Raw genomic sequence first — 21,653 nt, 5'->3', positions numbered from 1 at the left:
CACCAGCCACCAGGCACCGGCCGGACCAAGCACCACCCGCCAGACACCGGAGCCGACCGCCGAGACGTCCGCACAACCGTCCCCGGTAGCGATCCACGACAGCAGCCTGCACCACAGTCCCGCCACCCCCGCGGCCGCACGGGAGTCCGACATCGTCGAACGCCCCGACGAGACCCGCGACACCTCCGGACCCATCACCCACACCACCGTCACCAACCTCACTCACACAGTCATCGAGAAATTCACCAACCAACCCCACTACCTCACCCTGTCCATCGGCACCCGAATCGAACTACCCAACAACACCACCGCCACCATCCGCCTCACCACCCGCGGAACCAGCATAATCCAACTCAACACCCCGACCGGAACAAATACCCTCACTCCCATTCAATCCCTCGACTACCTCAAAACACTCCCCACCCTCGAAATCACTATCCACGCACCCACCCCCACTCACTGGAGCCCCGAGCACGACTCACCCCTCACCGCACTCGCCCACACACTCGGCATAAGAACCGCCGACAAGCGACAGCGCCTACACCACCGCATCGCCGACCACCTCGCGCGAAACCACAAAAACTACCTCCAACTCATCACCAACGACGAGATCGACGCCGCACTCACCCAAGAAAACCACGCCCAATTCCAATTCCTCACCAACCCCACCCTCCAGACCCCAGCAGAAACCCAGGCCGAAAACACCCGCGCCGCCGCAATCCGCGACCACATCACCGCACTCCGCAACACCGCAATTAACACCGAAATCACCGCACTCCACGAAGGCCACACCACCGGCAACCGCTCCACCACACACCCCAGCCTGCCCTTCGCACTCCACCCCGCCACCGACACCACCAAAACCAACCTCGAATTCACCCACCCAGGCGTCACCCGACAAACCCTCACCCCCAACCCCACCCCCGGACAACCAATCCACCACCTCCAATACAACCGCACCTACCAACACGGCCTACATAACAACGGCCTTCCCTACACCACAACCATCTTCGGCCCCCATATCACTCCTCTGCAAAAAGCGATCCTTGAATACCGCGCAGCAGGCTGGGAAGCATACGAAGAAATCGCCACTCACCTCAAACAAGGCACCGAATTTCGTGACATTACAAAAAAACAACTAAATTATGCGACGAGCGCCAAAAATGGTGGGATGTACAGCAAGCTCCGAGTTTCCGACCGTGATTCAGCTATGGACGAAGCACTCCGGTGGCATCTACTCAACGAAACCCACAACACCACCCGCATCACCGTCGCCGACCTCATTCACCGAATCCACAACAACACCCTCCCCGCCAACACCCGAATCCGTCTCCGGGGCGAGATCGCCACCATCCGCGCCGACGGCACAATCGAACATCGCACCACAGAAGTAGAAACCGTTCACGTACCCGAATTCCTCGACCACCTCAACAAAGACTTCGACCCCCATGACGAAATCACCCTCCACACACCCACCCCAGCTCACTGGAACACCGAAGACCACTCACCCGTCACCGCTCTCGCCCACACACTCGGCATAACCGACGCCAACGAGCTGCAGCAACTACGCCACCGCATCGCCGAACACCTCCGAGCAAACCGCGACAACTACCTCGACCTCATCACCAACAACGACATCGAAACCGCACTGGTCAGCGGAGACCACGACCGCATCACCAATACCCGCGACCGGGCACTCGACGACGAAATCGCCGCAATCCTCAACGGCCGCACCACCACCAACCGCTCCACCACCCACCCAGGCTTGCCCTTCGCCTTCCACCCCGCCACCGACACCACCGCAACAAACATCGACATCCACCACGGCACCACCCGAACCACCCTCACGCCCAACCCCAAACCCGGACAACCAATCCGCCACCTCCAACAACACCCCCACCACCACACCTACCAACACGCCACCTTCTCCACCGGCAACCCCTACAGCACAAGAATCCCCGGCCCCGAACTCACCCCCCGCCAGACAGCGATCTTCGAACAAAAGGCCGCAGGCTGGGAGAGAAACGAAGACATTGCCGCCCAGCTCCGGTCAGAATTCCCTGAATTTGGAGCGCAAGCAGTAGCAAGCGCGATGACTGACTATGTCGGCTACGGCGCTTACAGCAGGCTCGGAGTCGACCCCGATTTCGCTATGTCCGAAGTCAGCCGATGGCAGCTACTCGACAAAACCGTCGTCGCCAAAGCTCGCCGGGAGTTTCTGCGGTTCGTCGATGAGAGCATCGAGGCGCACCCGCTGCCCGAGCTACCTGACGCCCCTATCCGGCTGAATGCTAGATATCGGATGATACTCGAGAACCTCGCGGCAGGCCGCACCAGTAACGGCTATATTGCCAGCTACCTCCGCGACCGCGAAATACCCGCGACGTCGCTCACCGTAAGGCGGGACAAATACCGTCTGATCAGAGTCATATTGAGAATCAAGGCCATTCCTGATCAGTATGGGGGGGTCACAGTCGGAAGGGGGGTGCGGCAAGCCGAAAGGATGATCGACGCGGGTTTGCTCCTCGACGAGAACGGCAACCGAATCACCAGGTCCAAACTCCAGCAGCCACCCACCGACGGCAGCAGCGCACACCCCGACACCAGCCACCAGGCACCGGCCGAGCCGAGCACCACCCACCACACACCGGAGCCGACCGCCGAGCCGGCCGCACGACCGTCCCCGGTAGCGACCCACGACAGCAGCCAGCACCACAGTCCCGTCAGTCCCGCGGCCGCACAGGGTTCCGATCTCGGCGAATACTCCCGCGAAAGCGAAACAGACGACGCCGACATCCTCCTGCTCCAACAACCCACCGAAATCTCCACAGCCAGCCCGAACTCAATTGACTCGAGCCCAATCGAACAGCCGACCAGCACCGTGGCCACTACCGGCTCGCCGTCGGTCACCCTGACCCGCGAACAGAAAAACGTCCTCAACCACGTCATAAAAAAATACGACAACACACAAATTGTCAAACGCCTCAACATCACCTACCAGGCACTCGAAACAATACTGCTCACATCAGCCCACGACCTCAACCTCCCCTACAACCCCGACCCCTTCTCGCAACGCACCGAAATCGCCGACAAGGCCAAGCTGGACAATAAGCTCGACCAAGACGACATCGACGCTATCCCGGACCCACCATCGGCCGATTATTCCAAGCTCGAACTGAGCGATAAATCGTTCGCGGTACTCCATTATGTTGCCGCTGGCTACACCAATCCCAAAGACATCGCCCGCCACCGGAAATTGAACAACCGAGGCGCCCCCGATTCAGAGGGTAGCGTATATCACGCTCTGTCCGCTATATGCGATGAACTCGGAATAAATAAGAAGCTCGATATGAACGAGCGTATCGCGGCCATGCTCGCCATCGCCCACGACAGAGACCTGCTCGATCAGGGCACCATCGACGGCGCAGGAAAGCCCCCGCGGGCGCCACGGGAAACGCCGAACATGATACTCCAGCGCCTTACCTCGGGCATCTTCCAACCCAGCGATATCCTCGCGAGCATCAAGGCCATGAGTCCTAAGTCTACGGTGGAATCAGCAGAAAGAGAGAAGAACAGGCTGATAGCACGATTCGGCGCAAGCAACGGACCCCTTTCCGGTAGGGAAATAAGAGCGGTCGCCGAAGCAAACAGGCAAGCCCGACAAGGTAAGCTCGACCGGGACAGGGTCACCGCACTCATCGTAGGGACACCCGGCGGAAATAGGTGTGCGCCGCGTACTTTGCGGAGATTGCGTGCGCGTCACCCTAATGCGGGTGTCGGCTTTTTGATAGATCCGATAATAGGTCTCCGCGGAGTGTCGGAGCAAGATTTCAGGAGGGCGATTCCTGGACTGTTCCAACGGTTCCGAGATCACGACAAAATCGAGGAAGAGCTCATTCTTCTCGGGGCGGGTTCGACGGCGTTGGTCGTGGACGAACTGCAGGTCTACGGTACTGACGTCGACGGTATCGGCATAGGTGCGCACACGTATCTGCTGACGAATGACGGCGGCGTTGTGTGGATCGATGAAGAGTTTGTCGGGCCCGATGGCGAGTGGGTTCATCATCGTTACGAATACCAGCCAGGGCTATTGCCCGATTTGCACAACGTTCCCGCCGTTCTCTTCTCGCCGGAAGGTGCCGCAGTCACTCCGCCGCCAGGACAGGAGTTGTCGGGCCTCTTGGTGCGTAGCGGCGGAAATATCGGGCTGACCCCACCCGCTACCGGGTCCGCGGCGGCGCACATCCCCGCCAACCCCGACCGCATAAAGGTACTCAACAACTCCAACGAGCTACTGGGCGAGCTCATCCACGCCGCGGAGACCGGCATCGGCGGCTACGAACCCCGCACCACCATCTACCTCAACCGCCACCCGACGACCCTGCGACTGACCGTCACCGACGACGGCGGCCTACTTCCGCACTACAGCTCCGTCACCAATCCGGACGACCACCCAGACGAACCCGTCCACGGCCATGAAGCCGTTGACCTCATCCGCCGCTACACCGCTGGCGGCGTCACCGCCGCTGTCGTCCGCCTCCCCACCCCCGATACCTCCGGACCAACCACACACACCACCATCACCGACCTCGCCACCCACACCACCATCGACACATTCACCAACCGGCACCACCACCCGACACTGCCGAACGACACCCGAATCGACCTCCCCGACAACACCACCGCCCGCGTCCTCACCAACGGCACGATCGAACTCCGCTCCGCCACGGAACGACGAGTCCTGCACGCCGCCGAGTTCTTCGACCATCTCGAAGACCTCGATACCCGAGGCAACCCAGGCTTCTTCATCCATGCACCCACCCCCACCGACTGGAGCAACGACCACCACGACCCGATCACCGCCCTCGCCCACGTACTCGGCATCGACGACCACCAGCAGCTACGCGACGACCTCGCCGACGACCTCGAAGCCGACCCCGACAAATACGCCCACCTCATCACCAACGACTACATCGATACCGCACAAGCCCACGAAAACCAGCAACGCCACCAATTCGTCGACGGCCAAGACCGCTACCCCGCGATCCGCGTCGAAGAATTCGATCAATACATCACCGGCCTACGTCGCGAAGCACTCAGGCACGAAATCACCGCACTCCGCAACGGCCGCACCGCGCACAACCGCTCCACCACACACCCCGGTGTCCGCTTCGCACTCGATGCCGCCACCAGGTACAAGAAGACCAACATCATCGCCATCCATCCTGGTGCCACCCGATATGCCCTCATCGCAGACCCCACCCCCGGTCAACAAATCCACTACCTCCAACAACGCCCCGATAACACATACCAACACGGCACCCACCTCCCCGGCGTCCCCTACGTCACCACAATTTTCGGCCCCCTACTCACAACCATGCAAATGGCGATCCTCGAACTACGCGCCGCAGGCTGGGAAACAAACGCGGAAATCGCGACCCAACTCAACAAGACCGGATTCATTGGAGTTGAATCTGGGACGGTAAAGACAGCGCTGAGCAGCAGAAACGGCGGCATATACCGCAAACTCGGAGTTTCAGACCGTGAGTCCGCCATGGACGAAGCGTTCCGGTGGCATCTGTTCGACAAGACCCACGACGCCACGCACACCACCATTGCCGACCTCACCCATCGACTCCAGCACAACACCATGCCCGCCAACACTCGAATCCATCTCCCCCGCAACGCAATCGCCACCATCCGTGCCAACGGCACATTCGAAGTCCAGAACCCCAACGGACAACGAACCCTGCACGCCCCCGAATTCTTCGATCGCCTCGAACGCCTCAACACCCGAGGCGCCTCTGGTGTCACCGTCGAGACACCCGCACCTAGCCGCTGGAGCAGCGACCACCAGGACCCGATCACCGCCCTCGCCCACACGCTCGGCATCGACGACCCCCAGCGGCTACGCGACGACCTCGCCGACGACCTCGAAGCAGACCCTGACAAATACCTCCACCTCGTCACCAATGAAGATCGCGAAACGTTCACCCGCGAAATCACCGCACTGCGCAGCGGCCACACCACCCTCCATAGCTCCGCCACGCACCCCGACGTCCGCTTCGCACTCCATGCCGCCATCGAGTACAAGAAGACCAACATCATCGCCGTCCAACCCGACGCCACTCGACAGACCCTCATCACCGCGCCCGCACCCGGCCAACAAATCCACTACCTCCAACAACGCCCCGACAACACCTACCGACACGGCACCCACCGCAACAACGCTGCCTACACAGCAAGAATCCCCGGCCCCGAACTCACCCCCCTTCAGAAAGCGATCCTCGAACAACTCGCCGCAGGCTGGGAAACCGAAGAGGAAGTCGCCGCCCAACTCCAAACTCAATTTCCCAGAAAGAAACCGAGTGAGATCCTCACCGCGATGACCGGCGGCATCCGCGGCGGCGGTGCGTACGACAAACTCGGCGTTTCCGACCTCGCGTCCGCCAAGGACGAAGCCCTCCGGTGGCATCTACTCGACGAAGCCGCCATCGCCGCTGCTCGCGAGCAGCGGCGGCGGATCGACGAGCCCGACATCGACGAGCTATCCGACCACTTCGAACCCGACCTCGGGTCACCCATGAACCTCAGCCCCGAATCCGACAACAGCAGCGATACTCCGCCTGCTGTCCTATTCGATGCCCTTTCACAGGTGGGTGAGACGGATCGAGTCGACCTGTTCGATTGGCGACTGTTCCGGGAGAAATTCGCCAAGGTCGAGTTCCCGGTGGGGACGAAGTTGCAGTTCACCTCCGGTGCTGGGGCGAGATTTGTTGCGCGGCTGGAGGAGTCGGCGGAGCGTGGCCGGTTTGCGCGGCTTGTTCGCGACGGTGAGGTGCAGTTGGCGACCGAGGAGGCGCTGCTGGCAGGTCTGCCGTCGTTGGGGGCCGGGGGTGTGGTGCGGATGGTGCAACCAGCCGTGGTCGCCGGGGTTGCTCGGGTGTGGGAAACGGGTCGGTTCGCACATGTGTTGAGCGATGGCGGATTTGGTGTGGGGACGCGAGTGTCGTGGCGTGAATTGTCGGCAGACGGTGAGCGCAAGGTGCAGGCGGTGCTGCGCGCCGGGGGGCAGTTCGATGTCGATCAGGGTGACGCGAGGTCGTCGACGTTACCGGCGGCGGATTTGCCGAAGCGTTTGCGGGGTGTAGGGGCAGTCGAAGTGGCGGCTGTCGGGCGGGTTCTGCCTGATATCGACCCGCCTTCCGAGACGCATCGGGAGATCCTCGAACTGGTTGCGCAGGGCAAAACCAATGCGGAGATCGTTGCCACCCTGCACCTGGACGTTCCTAGGGAAGATATGCTCCTGGAGGATATTTTCGACAGCTTGGGGGTCGCGCGGGACCGGAGGGTCGCGGTGCGGGCGGGTCGGGAGCATGGATGGTTGCGACCGGATCCGCTGCCCGGTGACGTGGATTTTGTGTATTTCGGTCGGAAACCGGGGTCCGGTAAGCCGGTGTCGTTCAATGCCGGTGCGATGGATCTGCTTCTCCGGACTGCGCGGCTCAAACCCAATTGGGAGCGCAAGCAATATCAGGACCTAGCCCTTGAGTTCAATGCGGCCGGGGATACGCGCGCCACTCGAGGTTCAGTATCCCAGCGCTTTCAGGTGCTGTTCGATGATTTGGGATTGACAAATGGCGATCAGCTCACTGCGATGCGAACGGCCCGTCAGTGGTGGCTATTGCCTCGTGAGCCGGAACCTGGCGACCTGGATTATGAGCATGTCGGGTGGGATCCGACAGCTGATCGGCGGGTGGTGTTCGAGGCCAGTCAAGTCCAGCTGCTTTCCCGGATCGTGCAACGTAAGCCGAATATGGAGCGCAAGAAGCATGACGATGTAGCTGGCGAGCTCGGCATTACCGTTGCGGCGGTAAAGAATCGATGCGTCGTGTTGTACGACGATTTGAAATTGGCGGGTGATGACCGTAGCTACCTGGGTTTGGCGCGGGCGGCTCGCGCCTGGCTGGTGCTCGACAGGGAGCCGGTGCCGGGTGATCTGGATTTCGAGTATCACGGTTTTGATCCGGAGTCGGGCGCTCGTGTTTCCTTTACGGATGAAGAAATGAGCGTGCTCAACAGGCTCGCGGGAGAAGAATTCAATGATCCGAAATCGATAGGTGCGACGCTCGGAATTACTGCCCCCACTGTTAAAAAACGTGTGGCGAAATTGCTCACCGGGTTGAATTTGGCGAACAGTCAGAATGTTCGGGGGCTGGTGGACAGAATGTTCGCCAGGTTGAAGTCGGGGGATAGTCGGGACGTTCGGGAATTGGTGCGGGTTGCGCGTGCGTGGCGGTTGCTGGCGCCGGTGGCGGGGAGCGATGTTTCGATGGACGGCAGCTCGCCACGGCCCACCAGCACCCAGCCCCTCAGAGGTGGCGCCACCCGGCACACCACCAGACTCTCCGTCCGCCCACACATCAACAACATCTACGCACCCGGCGGCGGACTCTGGCAATCACAACCAGGCGACGGCAACTGCATGTTCCACGCCATCGCCCGCATCCTCGACATGAACGACCCCGACGCACACCTCGACCTACGCGCCCGCGCCGTCGAAACCGCCTACCTCAACCGCACCAACATCCTCAACGACTTCATGCCCGCCAACCCACCCAAGCACTTCATGCCCGGATACTCACCCGCCAAACGCAACGAGACCTACGCCGAACTCCGCAACGCCGCCTTCAGCGACCAACTCGAAAACCTCCTCCTCGACACCCAATACACCGACCCCGCAGCAGAATTCCTCCTCCCCGCCCTCGCACACACCCTCAAACTCAACCTCACCATCCACCACCCCGACGGCACCACCCACGACCTCCACCACAGCACCCCCAACACCCCCACCCACCCACTATTCCGCGACAACATCGGCGGCGGCCACTACCACATCGCCATCCACCCCAACGGCCAACCCCTCACCACCCACACCACCAAACAACACACCACCCCCTCAACCAACCCACTCCGCGGCGGCGCCGAACCACAACCCACCCTCGACCTCGACACGGCACCCCTGGATACCGACGACTTGATGGTCGATCTGCCACCGCGTTGGGATCCGGCAGACGGGCGCATCCAGAACTTCCATGACGTCATGGAGTTTTTCTCCGATTTCATGTCGGAGTTGAGCATTATCCAGATCATGGGCGTCGAGTACTCCGGCTACCAGCCCGGCACCATCATCCACCTCGGCGACGACCAAGAAATACTCTGGCTTACCGTCGACGAGAACGGCGGCCTTCGCCCGCAGCGTCGCTCCAACACCAATCCGGAAATCCAGCACGGCGAGCCCGTCGCCGGTGACGACGCCCTTGAACTCGTTCGCGGCCACATCAATACTCCCGGCCGCAATATCACCACGATTTTCGTCGAACGTCCTATCGCTGTCACGCCCGCCGCCGCGGTGCCGGGATGGTCATCATCCATCGGTTTGACGACAGAGATGCTGGAGACCCTCGCCTACATCGACGCCGACTACAGCCAGCCGCGAATGGCGCGAGCTATGGGCATATTATCTCCGAAAAAGAGGATCTTTGCTGCGCGTGAAAAAATGAAAGCCGCAGGTCGTGGCGCAGCAGAGAAGCTGAACTCCGACCGCGAATACATCAGGATAAGAAACAATGTGCCGCATCAGTCCGAATACCTGTCGCCAGCCGAGGAGCGTATTCTCCCATATGCCGCTAAAGGCTACCAGCCTGAACATATCAACGAAATACTTGGCGAGGGCGTAGCTTGGTCATCGCATCACATCATGGAGCTGGGTACAGTATTCGAGATTCACATAGATTTCGATAATTGGACAGAGACCGCCATGGCCTTGCAGCAGAGCGCCTTGGACAATGGCGTGCTGACCCTCACCGATTTGGCGAAGATAGCGGAACCACCTTTCTTGACGCCCACTGAGCGAAACGTCTTCGAGTGCTATGCCGCCGACTACACGATCGAGGAAATTCAGCGGGCATGCCAGCTCTCCCGTAGCGCTGTCTACAAGATTGTGCGCGATGTATCCGCCCGTGTGGATATGGAAGGCAGATTGGACAAGAAACAGATCCCCCAGCTACTTGCGTTGGTCGCGGTTGCTTTGCGGGACAACCAGAACGAGCCGTTGCAGGTGCCGCGGCGCGGTAGGGATGGGACTTCGGCGCCGGACGCGCGGGACGGCACCGCTCCCGCCGCACTGCGAGAACCGGCGGCTGACCCGCGCTCCGGGGCGACTTACCCCGACGGCCAACCCGTCGCCACCCGATCCACCGAACCGCTGCGCGGTGCCACCGAACCCCACGGTAATGAATGTATTCCGATGACCCTTGCCGCGATCAAACATGGTAATGGCAGACATCGCGGTAATAACAGTCGCCACATCACAGTCCCGCCATACGCTGGCCTTCCGGGGATGCTGCGCCTCGGTGTCGACTACTGTGCGGGTGCACCGTTCCATGATTATGGTACCGACGCCGACATCGCCAACAGCATCATTGCCGAGAAAATCCGTAGCGCTGGGCCAGGCGCTATAGCACTTATCGGTCACACCTACACCACCCCTAACATCGACAGGGAAACCGGTATCGGCGCACATGGCCTGTTCGCCATTGTCAACAACAACCCCGAGCTGACCATCACCTCGGTAGATATGGTAACCGGGGAGGAATACCCGTTCCCGCCCGTTGCCCGGCGTGAACTCGCCACCATCAGCGCCGTCTGCTATACGCCTGACGGTGAAATCATTCCGCCGCCGGGCCACACTGTCCAGGCCTTCGACAATCCCCGCGAACTTCTCGGCGACCTCGCCAAAGAAGTGGCTATCGCCGAGGAGACCGGCCGCGGCCTTCCTTCCTACCTGCTCGGCACCCGCATCTTTATCACCGATGCCCACCGCCTACTCGAACTCGCCGTCACCGGCCCCAACGAGTTCACACTCCGAAACCGCTACTACCACGACCTCGACACCCCCCACGACTTTTCGGGCGTCCCAGGCACCGCCATCCCTGCCTTCCTCCGCACATACATCGACAACACCGACCGTGCTTTCACCGTGGCAACGGTCCACCGCCCGAACCAAGCCACACCCGGCGCCCCCGAAACCCGAACACGCTTCGCCCTCGGCCCCGACGACAACAACAGCCACGAGCCTGATTCGCCAAGACGTAAGTCCGATTCGGCGGAAGCGCCCTATTTCGGGGAGTATTTGGCCGAAGTGATGGGTGGTACCGGTTTCGGTGGTTCCGGGCGTACGACCTCGGCGTTCGAGCCAGCGCTTGGTGAAACCACCTTCGGTCTGGATAGCCTTTTCGGATCCACGGACGGTGCGGATAACCTTCCCGGGCCCCCGGACGGTCTGAGTCCGGCGCTCCGGGATATCGGTACCCGGCGCGAAGGTCTCCAGCACCTGATCCACATGCGGCCGGTCCCCTACGACCAGGTGCGGATGCTGCGGGAGCACGTCATCAGAATGGTCGAGGGGGACCGCGGCCCTGACCCGGAATTCGAGGCGGCCGTCATGCCGGCGCTGGAGACAGCTGTCAAGAAATTCTCACAGCTGATGAGCGAGTCGGGAGCGCCGTTGAAGGCGCCCTATCAGAACAACCCTTATCCGGCGTTCTTACGACTTTCACTGCACGTCCTGCGCCGGTCCGACGGTCAGATGGCGCCGGTCAGTGACGGTCCTCCGGTGGGTAATCAGAGGTATGATTCCGGTTTCTCCGACCACGGCAATAGCAACAGCGCTGCCAACCTGCGCTCCGGCGCGTATTCCTACGCTTATGATTGGCCGGTCCGTCTCGGTCCGTTCCGGCGGGTGGCGCTGACCGGGCAGCTGGCCGCCGATTACCACGAGTTGTCCACCAGCATGACCGTCAAGACAACGCTGCAGGTAACTACGAAGCTGCGCAGTCTTGGGCCGTCCGAGCTCTACGACCTGGTCGGGGTGTGGCAGATCCAACTCGGTCACGGTCGGCACGACGTGTTCCGGGTGCGAATGGATGGCTGGGAGACGGTCCACGACGCCGCGTTGCTGCAGGCTTATATCCCGATGTACATGACCATGAGTGGCGAGCTGCCTGCGATCGATCTGGATGATGCCACCACGCAGCCCCCGCCGATCGAACGCCTGCAGCACGAGTTCCCGCTGTACGGCGTCCTCGGCATTCTGGACATCGACCGGCTCCGCGCTAATACGTGCGCCGCGTTCGTGTCCTATTTCAGCGATCTGGACGACGCTTCCCTCGGAGTTCTGTTGCAGTTCTTCGATGAGGAACAATTCCGCGACGAGTTCTCGAAGGCGTGGGGTGATTCGGCCCCCGCATCGAACCGGAACACCGAGGACCCGGACGCGGGCTTCGGGTGGTCGTCACCGATCTTGCGTACAAAATCCGGTGAACCGATGTATCTGCAGGTCGCTATCGAGATGGACAGTGGTGCGGAGATCACCGGCCCGACCGCGAAGCAGAGCCGACTCGAATCCTATGTGGTACGGCAGGTGGGCTTGCACGGTAGTTCGACGATCACCGAGATGCTCGGTGCCTCCGTGGCGTGGACGTTGGACAGCGGCCACGCATCCTCTGGTGGCGGAATCACTCTCCGGGGCGGGGCATCCCGCGAGTCAACGCATAGGCTGCGCTACAGCAACGAGGCCCAGAAGCAGCATTCACTGCGTCTTGCGGGAAATAACTTCCTGAACGTGACAACTAACATGACTGCTCGCGTCAGGCTGGTTCGTCCGTCCGGTCCCCCGGTCGAGCCTGCCAGCGGAACCGCGTTGCACGACGGGAGCCGCCATTCGGTCCGCATGCTGGTGCCGTCGCTGGCAGACCTCGGTGACGCTCCCACCAAGACTTTGTACCCGCCACCGAATGTCGCGCTTCTGCGGCAATACGGAATGAACACGACACCGCTGGGTGTCGACGGCGCCGCGGGGTTGATCCGGCAGGCCCGGCAGCGCCTGGCCGATCGTGGCTTCATCCCGTCCGGACACAACACCCCAAGCCTGCTGGATTGGCTCACCCACAATGCCACCGCCGAACAGCTTCTCGAGAATCGTCGCAAGTTCGACGAAATGTTCGGCCCGACAGGCCTGAGAGCAGCACAGCCTGGGTCGATCGAAGGCGGTGTCATCGAATGGTTCACGTTGAAGACCTCGACCGGGGTCCGGCGCTTCGGGATCGAGTTCGTCACCGAACGCCACTATCCCTCGGATAACCTGTACGACGGCATCGACCACGTCTCGACCTACAAGGAGTCCCAGACGTATAACGTCAGCGGTTCCGCGATGTCGGGCAGCGAGGAATTCTCGGCGTCGTCGCCGTGGCAGAATTTTCAAGGCGGGTTCAACTTCTCGATAAAGACTCCGATAGTCGGCGTCACCGGCGTCTACGACCATTCCCGCAAGAACAAGCGGACCAGGGGATCCGGCTCGACTTTCGGCGAGCAGAAGTTCACCCTCAGCTCGGCTGGTCTCGAAGTCGTCAGACTGTCCGTTATCCACAAGGTGCGGTTCATCGAACGAGGCCGCCCCGACGAGACGATCACCGCGAACGGCAGCGTCCGCGTGGCCATCCCCACCGACGACATGCTGTCCGAACGGCCTGCCGCCGCGCCGCACCCGCCCGCCACCATCCGCGAGCTCACCGCAGAGGACACTCGGCGTCTCGCGCTGCCGTCCGTCGGCCGCACCCTCGAAGTCGGGGTGCTGAGAATTCCCGACGGCGCCGTTGTGCAGCATTTCATCGCCAGCAAGGAACTCAGGAAGGCCGCCGCCGACGCCGTCAGCGATCTGCGCAATTACTACCTGAACTATTTGCGGACAACCTCCGCTGCCGCCATCAGCGATCTCCGCGGCCGGTTCCAGCAGACCGACGAGTCCGCCCAGACAGTGCCGGGTGCCTACCCTGCCGACGAGCAACTGCCGCCGGAACCGTTGGGGGGAGCCGAGGTCCAGGTTCCCAGCTCTATGCCGGAGGACGTCGCGGAGCAGCCTCGGCCGCAGGAACACGAGCAGCAGCCGGAGCGAGCGGACACCAACACGCAGCAGGAGCAGCACAGTGTGGCCCGCGACACCCGGACCGATCCTTCGATGCCTGGCGCGTTTCCGGCCGATCACCTCGAGATCGAAGCGGAGCCTGCTCCGGCGGTGAACTGGCCTGCGGTTGGGCAGGATCTGCTCGGCAAGGCGGAGTGGGTCGTGGATCAGGCCACCGGTGTCGGACGGTGGGTCTGGCGACACGCCTTCGGCGAACCCGCAACGGATCCCTGGTCGAAGGTCGCCGAAGCCATCCACGCCGCCTTCTCACCGGAGCAGATGATGGCCAACGCACTGCCGATCTCGCAAGACAGCCTCGTCGGCGAGGGCCTCTTTTCTAACGGTATCTGGGGAGGAACCAATTACAAGTGGAGGCTGAGGGCTTACCTGACCGATCCCGAATATCTGGGGCGGAGTAGGAAAAACCTGGAGCACTGGGCCAGGCGCGATACCAAATTCCAACGCTCCGCAACCCGCCAACGTGGCGACCGCGGGGGCATCACCCTCACCAGCCCCCCCGGCGAATCCGCCGACGGCAGATTCGTGCCGGGCGGCAGCTATCAGTACGGCCGGACCGACGAAGACCACATCACAGCCGCTGACGGCACTTACTCCAGCCGGGTCCGCAACTCCAACGACGAACGTGTGCACCGGTGGCGTGCCGACATAACGTTTGTCCTCGAGTTCGAGTCAGGTACGCGCAATCCCCTCGTCAATATGCTTCCTGGCGGGCCGCGCACCATTACTCGCGCCATCCCCGTACCCGATGGGGTGGAGTTCTTCCTCGACGACTACGACTTGCAGGACATTCCCGAACTGGCCGCGATTGTCCACGAGAACAGCGACTACCGGATCCCCGCTGCGCCGGAGCCCGACCGAACCCTGCCCCTCAGCTTCCTGGAGACCGGCGGTCATCTCGGTTACGGCGCCGTCGTCAAGGCCACCATCAGGCCCGATGCGGACACCGCCGGAGGCAGCCGCGATGTCCTCGAAGAGCTCGTGATGCAGCTCGTGCAGGAACAAGCCAAGCACGCGGGCCAGATCAATTCGAGCAATTACCTCCCATTCCTCGAGTCCGTGATGAACACCCTCGGCACCACCTTCGGCCTGCGCACCCTCGTCTACGATGGGCCCGACAGCCGCATCACCCTCGGCTTCACCGACCGCGATTGGCCGCATTCGGTCATCCCATCCTTGATAACAATTACGCTCACCGCGCGCCCCGATCCCGATGTCGACCTCGGCACCCTGCTCGGCAGAGAGGTCACCAACCACTCCGCGCTGGACACCATGCTCGGCGTCACCGGCGCCGACGGCAGCGCCCTGCCCATCACGGGTGCCACCGGATTCGGTAAGAAGCGGATCACGAGCCACCAGTTGACCTTCAATCCCGCCCTGAACAACGAGGTGAAGACCGCATTCAGCTTCACCGGCGAGCAACAAGCCATCCAGAGCCACGAGCAGACCTCCGAAACCGGTGCCGCGTCGTGGACGCAGAGTGGCGGGTCCATTACCCAATTCCCGGTCCCGTACCGGGTACAGGTCGAGGTCAGCCGGCGCCTGCTGACCTCGGACCTGAAGAAGATCCTGCTGTCCATGGGCGCCGATATCGCGGCATTCTTCGAGCGCGGGAACGGGATGTTCCAGCTGAACGAAGCCGATCTCCCGCCGCCGGCCAATACTGTCCGCGGCTCGGTGGGGCTCGACACTCTGCTCTGGTTCCACACCTCCGAAACGGGAAACGGTGCCGTCGCGCCCCACATCCCACCCGCCATCTACAGTTCCGATCCCACCGTGCCCCGGCAGGCCGCCCCGGCGGGCACCGTCGCCGTCGAGATGGAGGTCCCGGCAGATCTGCGTGCCCTGGTCACCACCGCGCCCTGGGTGCCTACCAACGAGATCGCGCTCAATTACTTCTCGGGCGCACCGCAAATCGCCGACGCGCTCCGGCAAGTCGACCCGTCGCTGCGCCGCACGGATCCCACGCGGAGCATCGGCCAGCAAACCTATTCCGCAGCGGGCGTATTCAACCTGTTGAAGCAGTTGGCCGTCTCGAATCAGCTCACCCAACTCGGGCCCTCGGCCGCCGAGGCTTTCATCGGTACCTCGGGCCCGAGCGATCAAGTGCCGCGTCCCAAGGAGCACGCCGAGGGCGAGTCGGTCACCGGCACCTTCGTGAAGTTCACTATTTACGCGCCGCGCATCGACTCGACCAGCCGAGATATCGCCGTCCACCATAAGAGGACCAGGAAGACGGGTGAAAAGAGCACGGCCGGACACGGATTCGGCTTCCGCCCGACTATCGGCCTCACCAACGCCTTCACGGCGGACTCCACCACCCACGGCAACCCGTCCAAAGTGCCGTTGGGCGGCTACCACCACATCGTGGAGCAGGTCAGCGGCACGGCCAGGCAGGACGACGATCTTCTCCGCCTTGGTACGACCTCCGTCACGGCCACCGGCGAAGGAGCGCCGAGCCATGACTTCGTCGGCATCGGAGTCGCCCAAGTCGTCGGCGAGAACGGCACGCACTGGGTTTCCGGCATTGTCCGCGGGCGCACCACCGACACACTGGCGGCGTACGACATCGCTCCGGGCAGGCAGATCGCCGGGCGGCAGCCCACGTCCCGAGTGGGTCGGATGGGATCGGTTGTGGAACCGCCGCGTGCGATGACTTCGGTCGGCACGGACGGTTCGAGTGCGAGACCTGCTTCGACAGTGCGGATTCGTACCTCGCCGCCCGTGGAAAACGCCGCGGTCCCGCTGCGGGGGTCCGACGCACTCGACAATCAGTCCGACGCCGAAGCGCAACAGCAACATTCGGAGTCTCACCACACACCGGCCGTACCCCACATCGATCCGACAGGCACTACGGATTCGCCGGACCTCGGTACGGATCCAGCCGCAACCGAAACTGTCGTCCCCGCCCCGGAACTCGAGCACGAGCTGGACCAGCCCGACGAGGCCGACTCCCGTTCCGAGGCCGATCATGATGTCGCGCTGGACAATTCGGCGGAACCGGGCGGCGTCGACCGGGTGGACGAGCCCGGCGATCCCGCGCGGGTAGACGAGCCAGACAACCTCACGCAGGTATCCCCCATTGGCACCGATCTGTTCACCGACATCGCCTGGTCCGCACCGCTGCCCGAACAGGAATCTGTCGACAACGAGCGGCTGTCCGACCTGTTCGACCCGCTCGTTCGCCGACGGGTTGTCCGCACGACCGCCGCACTTCCGGACGACCTCCCGCCCCCATCCCGCTTCGACGGGTCGGTCGCCAGCACCGATTCGGACCACTCCGCACGATCGGGCGAACCATCCCTGCACGAACCCGAGCAGACCGGGGCCGATCGCGCCTCGCCAACCGAATCGGGGACTCCCCGCCGTCTGGCGAACATCATCCGATCCGCGATGCATATCGATGACGACGAGTTGGCTCACGACACCGACGACGAAGCGGTTCGCGACTACGAAGACGAGTCGACCCGGGACGAGCAGACCGCTCCGATCGACCCGGAGATCCGTCTCATCGGGGAGCAGATCCGGTCCGTCGTGGAGTTCGACGACGAGTCGGTGTACAGCACCGACGACGAGTCGGTGTACAGCATCCACGAGGCGGAACCATCTCGGCAGACCGAGCAAACCCAGGACCTCGCGCAGGACGACTCCGAGGCGTCAAGAGACGAGCGCACTTCAGGGACCGGCGAGCAGAACCAACTTCGCCGTGGGCTCGTGCGTCCGGAGATTCCGCCGCGCATCAGTTCGCTGCGGCATGCGCGGGAGGCCGAAACCTCCAGGCAGGCGCCGCTTCCCCGGACCGCCATCGATATTCCGGCCCGGCGCAGTTCCGTACTGCCGCAGCAGCGGGACGACCCCTTCAGGGATAACCGGTTCCCCCTCAGGAGCATCCACAATTCGGCAGACGGCTCCCTGCTGCACTCCGGGCTGCCGGATATGTACGAGCTGCTGGGATCAGACTGGGACACACGGCAATTCCGGCCGACAAGACTGCCAACTATCCCCGAAGCCGAGGAGGAATCCCGCAGTGTTTCCCCGACCGGGGTCACGCCGGATTCCGGGACGCGCGAGCAGCACGGCGAAACATCGCAGGCGGGTGCTCATTTGGGCCCGCTCGAGATGACGCGCCCATCCGGTATGACCACGGAACCCGGGCAGTTCGAGGACGTCCCCGACCACGTCTACGACACACCCGGCACCGAACCTGCGACCCGCGACGACCACATCAGCGATACCCCGCACGTCGACAGCAGCCGCCAAAACACCGACAGCACAACAACTCCCACGACGGAACACCGGAACTCACGCACCTCGAGCACCGACGGCAGCACGCCCGCCCGCACCAAGCACGAGCAACCTTCACGCAGATCACGCGCGCTGCAACGATGGCGAGGCTTCGTCCCCGGTATCCGCGGCGATGGCGACCTGGGGGGCGCGACGACATCGCAGCACGTCTCGGCGATCGAGCGCACCGCACACCGCCCCGCCCGAGCCGCCTTGCACTGGATCCTGCGCCGAACAACCAGCGGCACAACAACTCCCGCGATTCCCGGCCACAGTGACGGCACGGCCGCGCACACGGTCGTCACCGTTCGACCCAGTGCCGCCGCGTCCGGTCCCTACGATTGCTTCGACCACGCGGTCACCGACATCCAGCGCGACACCGGCAGCACCGCAATCCGACCGCGGTACCAGTCCCGCACCGAAATGCTGCTCGGCCGCTGGAAGCACAATCTGCCCGGCGTCTCACGGCGAACAGCCGAGAAGCGGGCCGGCGGCAAATTCCGCCCACACGCCGACGAGTACAGCATCGCCGAGCATCTGGAACGTCTCGGCCCCGGAGCGCAGACCTTGATCGTCGGCATACACCCCGACGTGAACACGAACGGAATCGGCGCACACGCCTACCGAATGGTCAACGACCGCGGCGTCATGGTCATCCACGACATCGACACCAGCGACCCCAACACCCCGAAACACACACGCCGAGGTCCCGGGCCCACCAAGTCGGCCGGTCTCTTCGCTATCCACTACACCGCCACCGGCGAAGTGAGCCCGATGCGCCTGCACGGCCGAGGACTCCCGCATTTCCCACGCAACATCCGCATCGGCGCGCCGTCCGGTCCATCGGCCAAGCGCCGGCGGGTGGTTCCCGAAGCGGGCGGTTCGGCGCAGGCGGCTGCCGGTCCATCGGAACGCTCGTCCATGCCGCATGCCACCCGGCACTCGGCCGAATCGTCGTCGGCCACGATCGGCACCACACTCGGTTCGACCGATCCGACTCAGCCGGTGGTGATGCCTGGTCCCGTTTCGGACGGGGATCGGGTCGACGAGTTCGGCTGGCGGGTGTTCACGGACAAATTCTCCGGGGCTGCCTTCCCGGTGGGTACCCGGTTCGAGTTCAGCGCCGGAAAGCGTGTCCTGCTGATGGCAACCGTCGAGCTCGAGGGAATCCGGACGGTTCGAGCCCGCGATAGGGGTGAGGAGACGACGAGTTCGGATGACTTCTGGCAGGATGCGCGGCGCGGGTCCTCGACGCTGAGTGATGGGGGTGTGGTCAGGATCGTGCAGCCCACTGCGGACGGCACGGTCACGAACCGCGTGTGGGAAACGGGCCGGTTCCTTTACCATTCCAGCCACGTCGGATTCGGTCCCGGTACACAGGTGGATTGGATCGATCCCAAAACTCGAACCGGGATGACCGTGGAATTGCGCAGCGCAGGGTGGTTCACTATTTCTCGCGCCGATCCGGCACTTCCGGCAATTCTGGTCGCGGACATGCAGCAACGCTTGCAGCAGGTGACGGCGGTTCAGGTGAACGCCGTCGCACGGACGTTGACTCCCGTCGGTCGGCCGACGGAAAGATTGCAGCAAGTGCTCGAACTTGCCATGCAGGGCAAAACCAATAAAGAAATCGATCAGGAACCCGGCATGCGCGGCAGTGTGGCCACCGACGAGTTGACGGGCGTCTTCGCCAAGATAGGGTTCAAAGGCGATTCGAGTAAGCGACTGCCATGGCTGCCAGTGATCCGGGAGCTGGGCTGGCTGCGACGAGACCCGTTGCCCGGCGACGCGGATTATCAGCATTTCGGTCGGAACCCGGACACGGGCGAGCCGGTGCCGTTCACAACCGCCCAGGTGGATCTGCTGTTCCGGATATCGCGTCGCAAATCCAACAAGGAGGCCAATACGGTTTCTGGAATAGTTAAAGAAGTTAGCATGACGAGCACCGTGACCCGGGACATGATTTCTGCTATATCCGTACAATTGGGATTGAGCGATAAGGTCGACCATCTGACTCTTGTGCGAACGGCTCGCGAGTGGGGGGTTTTGGCTCAAGAATCCGAGCCGGGTGATCTGGATTACGAACTCCACTCCGAATACAAGGGTACTCGGGTGTCGTTCATGGAAGACGAGTGGACGGTGCTCCAACAGTTTCTGAAAGGTGATTCAAACAACAAGATAGGCCAGACTGTCGGAATTGACCCGCTAACTGTCGCTAAGCGGCTGGATCGCATTGCTGCGGAGAAATTCGGGTTGGATGATCGAAAAAATCTGGTAAATGTGCGGGAGTCGCTGATTCCGGTAGCGAGCGCGGATGCCGAGGTGAGTGCAGGTTCGGGCGTGTTCGCCGATATCGACATCAGCGCACCCGACGTTCATGCAACCGGTACTCGAACACTAGATGATCCCTCGGCTGGTCCCAGCCGGGCCGGGTCGACTTTGCTCGGTCCCGTTTCGGAGGGCGATCGGGTCGACGAATTCGGCTGGCGGGTATTCACGGATAAATTCTCGGGGATCACCTTCCCGGTGGGGACTCGGTTCGAGTTCAGCACCGAGAAGCGAGTTGTGCTGACGGCCTCGGTGGTGCCGCAGGGCGTGCAGATGATCAGCGCACGTCGCGAACTGGTCGGCTGGGATGCATTCTGGCGGGCGGCACGGAGCAGATCCACGAAGCTGCGCAACAACGGGGTGGTCAGAATCGTACAGCCCGCCGTGGGTGAGACGGTGCCGGGGCATGTGTGGGAAACGGGCCGGTTCCTCCACCACTCCAGTCGCATTGGATTCGGCCCCGGTACGCGGGTGCGTTGGAAAGATCCCGAATCCGGAACTCCGGTGCTGGCGGAGTTGCGCGACGAAGGCTGGTTCCCTGTTCCGCACGCCGGTGCGGTGCTGCCGGTCGCACCGGTCATGGACATGCAGCAACGCATGGGGCAGGTGCCGACGGTTCAAGTGAAAGCCGTCCCACGGAAGCTGACTCTGACCGATTCAACTCCGGCCGATCCACCGAAGGCGCAGTGGCAGCGAGTGCTCGAACTGGCCATGCAGGGCAAAACCGATGCAGAAATCGGTAGGGCACCTGGTATGTACCGCAATGTGGCCGCCGAAATTTTGCCGCGCATATTAACCAAGGCAGGGTTCCACGGCGATTCGAGTGAACGACTCGCCTGGCTGCCGCTGATCCGGGAGCTGGGCTGGCTGCGGCGGGACCCGTTGCCCGGTGACATGGACTATCTGCATTTCGGTCGAAATCCGGCCACGGGCGCGCCGGTGCCGTTCACGACCACCCACGTCGACCTACTTTTCCAGATATCGCGACGCAAACCCGACC

General features: G+C 62.6%; 1 protein-coding gene (cut by both window edges). It reads left to right on the top strand.

The whole window is internal to an alpha/beta hydrolase gene (locus tag OG203_RS38050; protein WP_405162039.1) on the top strand: the coding sequence, 53,844 nt in all, runs 18,215 nt past the left edge and 13,976 nt past the right edge, and what appears here is coding positions 18,216-39,868, spanning codon 6,072 (partial) through codon 13,290 (partial); the first complete codon in view begins at position 2. Both the start codon and the stop codon lie outside the window.

Source organism: Nocardia sp. NBC_01499 (assembly GCF_045040275.1).
Classification (GTDB): domain Bacteria; phylum Actinomycetota; class Actinomycetes; order Mycobacteriales; family Mycobacteriaceae; genus Nocardia.
Note: the sequence above shows the minus strand (reverse complement) of the source record. Positions and strands in the feature narration are given on the sequence as shown.